Source organism: Mobiluncus mulieris ATCC 35243, from assembly GCF_000160615.1.
Lineage (GTDB): Bacteria > Actinomycetota > Actinomycetes > Actinomycetales > Actinomycetaceae > Mobiluncus > Mobiluncus mulieris.
In genome coordinates, this window is the sequence record NZ_GG668520.1 from 580,454 (window position 1) to 584,606 (window position 4,153).

At 54.7% G+C, this 4,153-nt stretch carries 7 protein-coding genes; 1 reads left to right on the top strand and 6 read right to left on the bottom strand.

Annotated features, from left to right (window positions below; translation table 11 throughout):
* Nucleotides 1-489: flagellin N-terminal helical domain-containing protein (locus HMPREF0577_RS10390; protein ID WP_004013852.1), on the bottom strand; the 489-nt coding region annotated here is incomplete at its 3' end.
* A 203-nt stretch (nucleotides 490-692) separates the two neighbouring features.
* On the opposite strand from HMPREF0577_RS10390, the gene HMPREF0577_RS10395 reads away from it, so the two are divergent.
* Nucleotides 693-1,628: an Abi family protein gene (locus tag HMPREF0577_RS10395; protein ID WP_004013853.1), complete on the top strand. Its 936-nt coding sequence runs from the start codon at nucleotides 693-695 to the stop codon at nucleotides 1,626-1,628.
* Nucleotides 1,629-1,678: 50 nt separating this feature from the next.
* Here HMPREF0577_RS10395 and HMPREF0577_RS10400 read toward each other — a convergent pair whose 3' ends face one another.
* From HMPREF0577_RS10400 to HMPREF0577_RS10415, 5 genes are all read right to left on the bottom strand, one after another.
* Complete coding sequence (locus tag HMPREF0577_RS10400; RefSeq protein ID WP_004013854.1) at nucleotides 1,679-2,047, bottom strand: type II toxin-antitoxin system PemK/MazF family toxin; 369 nt, start codon at nucleotides 2,045-2,047, stop codon at nucleotides 1,679-1,681.
* Nucleotides 2,044-2,295, bottom strand: coding sequence for an AbrB/MazE/SpoVT family DNA-binding domain-containing protein (locus HMPREF0577_RS10405; protein WP_244854234.1), 252 nt, complete (start codon nucleotides 2,293-2,295; stop codon nucleotides 2,044-2,046). Before HMPREF0577_RS10405 ends, HMPREF0577_RS10400 begins: the two co-directional genes overlap by 4 nt.
* 87 nt (nucleotides 2,296-2,382) lie before the next feature.
* On the bottom strand, nucleotides 2,383-2,508 hold the full coding sequence (locus tag HMPREF0577_RS12025; RefSeq protein WP_256585139.1) for a hypothetical protein: 126 nt from the start codon (nucleotides 2,506-2,508) through the stop codon (nucleotides 2,383-2,385).
* On the bottom strand, nucleotides 2,495-3,196 hold the full coding sequence (locus tag HMPREF0577_RS10410) for a Fic family protein (RefSeq protein ID WP_004013856.1): 702 nt from the start codon (nucleotides 3,194-3,196) through the stop codon (nucleotides 2,495-2,497). The genes HMPREF0577_RS12025 and HMPREF0577_RS10410 overlap by 14 nt, the downstream gene beginning before the upstream one ends.
* A gap of 88 nt (nucleotides 3,197-3,284) precedes the next feature.
* Nucleotides 3,285-3,935 (bottom strand): hypothetical protein, encoded by a 651-nt coding sequence (locus tag HMPREF0577_RS10415; RefSeq protein WP_004013857.1) that lies wholly within the window; start codon nucleotides 3,933-3,935, stop codon nucleotides 3,285-3,287.
* Nucleotides 3,936-4,153 lie beyond the last annotated feature (218 nt).

Consider the following 4,153-nt stretch of genomic DNA (forward strand, 5'->3'; position numbering starts at 1 on the left):
TTTCAAAGCATTCGGCCCGGAAGCTGACCCGTTCAATAGGTTAGTGCCATTGAAGTTGGTAACTTTGCCGATACGCTCTAGTTCTTCACGCAACTGGTTTAGCTCGGTGTTGATATTGTTACGAGCCTCGCCCGAGTTCGAGTCAGTGGCACCCTGAACCGCGAGGGTACGCATACGCTGCAAAATACTGTGAACTTCGTTCAACGCGCCCTCAGCAGTCTGTACCAGGGAAATACCATCTTGGGCGTTACGCACGGCCTGGCGGTTACCGCCAACCTGGGAACGCAGACCCTCGGAAATAGCAAGTCCAGCCGCGTCATCAGCCGCCCGGTTAATACGGAAACCCGAGGAAAGCTTCTCCAGGGATTTCGCCAATCCCACTAACACCCCCTGACCAGGCATTTTACACATCCCGGTTGGGTGAATTAGTAGGCGCAGCATCCCCAGAATCGACACCCACCCGCTACCACTACCCGGCAAGACCACCATTACAAACAAAGCCAGACACCCCAGCTGGCACCTCGTGAACCCGCCCCCACTGCCACACTGCGAACTTGAATTCGGGCACGTTGCCTAAAACAGGCAAAGATTGTAAAATGGAAGCGATAGATCCCCGGCCGGCCTCTAGTTCGTAAGGACAATGCACAAATGGCCGGGGCCTGTTTTTCACTGAAGGAAACTGAGGAAAACTGATGGCGAAACCCTGGCTCGACTACTCTCAACAAGTCGAGTTGCTGGCCTCTCGCGGCATGGAAATCACGGACATCGGCCAAGCCGCCAGTTTCCTATCCAAAGTGGGATACTACCGTTTTTCAGGCTACTTCCGCTACTGGCAGACAGACCCTCTTCGCGGTAATAATTCTTTCCGCACCGGAACCGTCTTCGACACGATTCGCAGCCTCTACGAAGCGGAACAAGACTTGGCCATAGTCTGTGATACCATCTTGCATCCACTAGAAGTCTTGTTGCGAACCCGTTTCGCCCACTATTACGGCAAACTTGTCGGGGAACAGGGGTGTTTCGTGACGGGGAAGGGTTTCACGCCCGCGCCCAATCTAAAGGACAAGCGGATTGAGGACTATATCCTGTATAACCTCAATCGCAGCAAAGAAAAATCTATAGCGCACTACCGTAGCGAGAATGCCCACGCGCCCTACGATGCCGAGGCTTATAGCCAAATGCCTATCTGGGTGGCAGTAGAAGTACTCCCCCTGGGAACGTTATCGCGTATGATTGCGGCTTCCCAGGAATCCGGGGTTTTGGTGGCGATGGCGGAGGCGATGAACACTTCACCTGCCAGGTTGCCCAGTCAAGTGCGTTCTTTTGTCTACCTGCGTAATCGTATAGCGCATTGTTCCCGGCTGTGGAATCACTCGGTTTTGGATGTTCCCGGGTTGCTGGCGAAAACCGAGCGGCGTATCAAGCGTGACCACAAGTTTACCAATCATTCGGTTTACAAGGTTTTCGCAGCCATGAGTGATGTTGCCACCCGGGCGGGGCTGCAGTGCGAGACGGCGGAGTGGCTGGAAACAAAAATCAACCCGATTCTGGATGCTAACACGCTGCTGGCCGCCGGGATTTGCGAACCGCGCAAATACGGGCAATTCTTCCACGATTTTCGCGGCTAAATCTTCGCGGTTGCACATTCACGGTTAACGGTCGCGATTGTGCACCCGGGTTAGGCGAGCCGTTCAATACGCATAGTGGGGTTCATCAAACACCCCAGGACTAGATTCGTGATACGCTCCAAGGCTTCGTCCCCGAGTTGTCCGGCTTTGGTGGCATGACGGTACTCCAAATCCAAGGATTTCAACTGTTCGATTTCAGCCCAACCCTGGATCAGATTCCCGTCTTCCGTCTCAATCCTGCCCACGTTTACGTGCAGGGGATACTCGCGGCTACTGGTAATCGGCACCACCATCACCAGGTTGTTATACCGGTTGTAACTGTCATTACTGACAACCACCGCCGGGCGGCGTTTACACTGCTCATGGCTGCTAGACGGGTCAAAGTCCAACCAGACTACATCACCGTAGTGAAACCTCACCAAGCCTCACGTCCCCGAGCATCCGCAAACCCGTCTTCACAGGGGGGTAAACCTTGGTAGCCAGCAAAAAGCGCCTCGAAAACCGGGATTGTCACCGTCCGGGTGTGCAGCGGTTGTAGACTTATCGCCCCATTTTGAACCCGAACCTCAAGTTCATCACCCAATGCCATCCCAGACTGCTCCAGCACTGACTTCGGCAGACGCACTGCTTGACTGTTACCCCACCGGGCTAAACGCGTCACCACCATAGCAAAACCACCCCCTTGTATATATAAAGTATAGCCCATATGAGGCTAACCCAGGCTCAAGTTCGCAGTGTGGCAGTGGGGGCGGGTTCACGAGGTGCCAGCCGGGGTGACGGACTTGGCGGGTTGCGGTTTGGAAGCGGGTTTCATGAGGCGCTTGCCCCGTGGCGCGGGCGGTTCGCGGGTAGTGGTGGTGTTGAAGTCAGTTCCTGGCATCCAAGTCTTCGCCGTTATCGCTGTTTTTGCGATATGCCCGGTCGCACACCGCATACAAAAAATCCGCATAACACGCCAGGTTCCCACTGCGGAACATTCCCCGCAAAGCCTCGTTATAGGCATCCTTGTCCGAGGCACGAATCAACACGCAATCGTAGCCATGACTCATCAGTACGCCGTCCATCATGTATCTGGCGGTACGTTTGTTCCCGTCCATGTACACCTGGGCATAGGACATGAAAGCCGCGTAGTTGATTGCGCGTTCCACGGGGTCGTCTATAGAAGTGATGCGGGGCAGCATCCATTCTATTGCTTGGCGCATTTCGTCTTTCGTGTATCCGATATAATGGTCGCCGTTCCCGAGCGTGACTACGGCTCCGCGCCCGTCTTGGTTGACTTTAGACAAGTATCTGGGAACACCGGGGACTATCACTACGTGTTGGGAAAGCAAGAGGTTGTAGGCGTTTGATTCTTCCAGGTCAAGGCGGAACGTGCCGGTGGATACCCTGTCTATGAGTCTGGTTGAGGCGTCGTCTAAGTCTATGATTTGTTGGATTTCTTCTTCCCGGTGTCCAGGCGGGATTTCATTTTCAAGCAGGGAACGAACCTCGGGCAGGGTAAAGGTGTTGCCTTCAAGGTGGGCGGTAGCGAAAATGTGGTTGGGTCTGGCGGCCGCATACCTGTACACCGCCCTGTCAACGCTGGATGCTGGCCAGTGTCCGGTGTCGTAGTGGGCGAATTTTAGTTGGTCAGGGGTAGGGCTTTGTAATCACTCATCAGGCTGCTTTCGCTTGTATACTTAGGTCGAAAGTGTGCAGAATTTGACTGTGTTCCAGCAGGCGCAGGAATTTTCGGGGGTTTTCACTGTAGAAATCTGGGGTTGGCCGCCAAGGCGGGGTGACTTCTTCCATACCCCGCGCAATAAGCATTTTTCCCAGTTCGGCGTACAACGCCGTAGGGTGAGCACTACCAGCCCGATTCGCTATCACTAGGTACAGTTCTTTCCTGGTAAGAGTATCTATCACTGGCGGTATTCGACGGACTTCGTGTCGATAGTCTTTGCGCAGGTAGAGGATTTTCCGGGCGGTGGTGAAAGTTTCTCGGGTCATGCCACTGGGCGTGATGCTATCGGCAAAGATTGCGGCTTGCTCGCATGCCAGCCCATCTTGGACAAGGTGGGGCTGGGTACGGGTTTGCCAGGCGGCACCGGCGGCGTTGATGCGGTATGCCTGGCATAAAGCGGCGGTTTTCAGTTCTGGAGGCAAAGGCGCATCACGCCGGGTAATCAGTTGCACTATGTCCCAGGTGCCATCGGAGTTGATGGGCTTTGGCATTTGCCCACGAGCCACATAGGCACGCCAAGTAGCTGGCTTGACATGGTAGAGGTCTGCCGCTTCGGTGATAGTCAATTGCCCTAGTTGCGCCACCCCACCATTGTACAGCAGAAAAGCTGTAAAATGGGGTGGTATGTGTTCAAGTTCGTAGTGCGGCAGTGGGGGCGGGTTCACGAGGTGTTTGCTGGGGTGTCTGGCTTTGTTTGTAATGGTGGTCTTGCCGGGTAGTGGTAGCGGGTGGGTGTCGATTCTGGGGATGCTGCGCCTGCTAATTCACCCAACCGGGATGTGTAAAATGCCTGGTCAGGGGA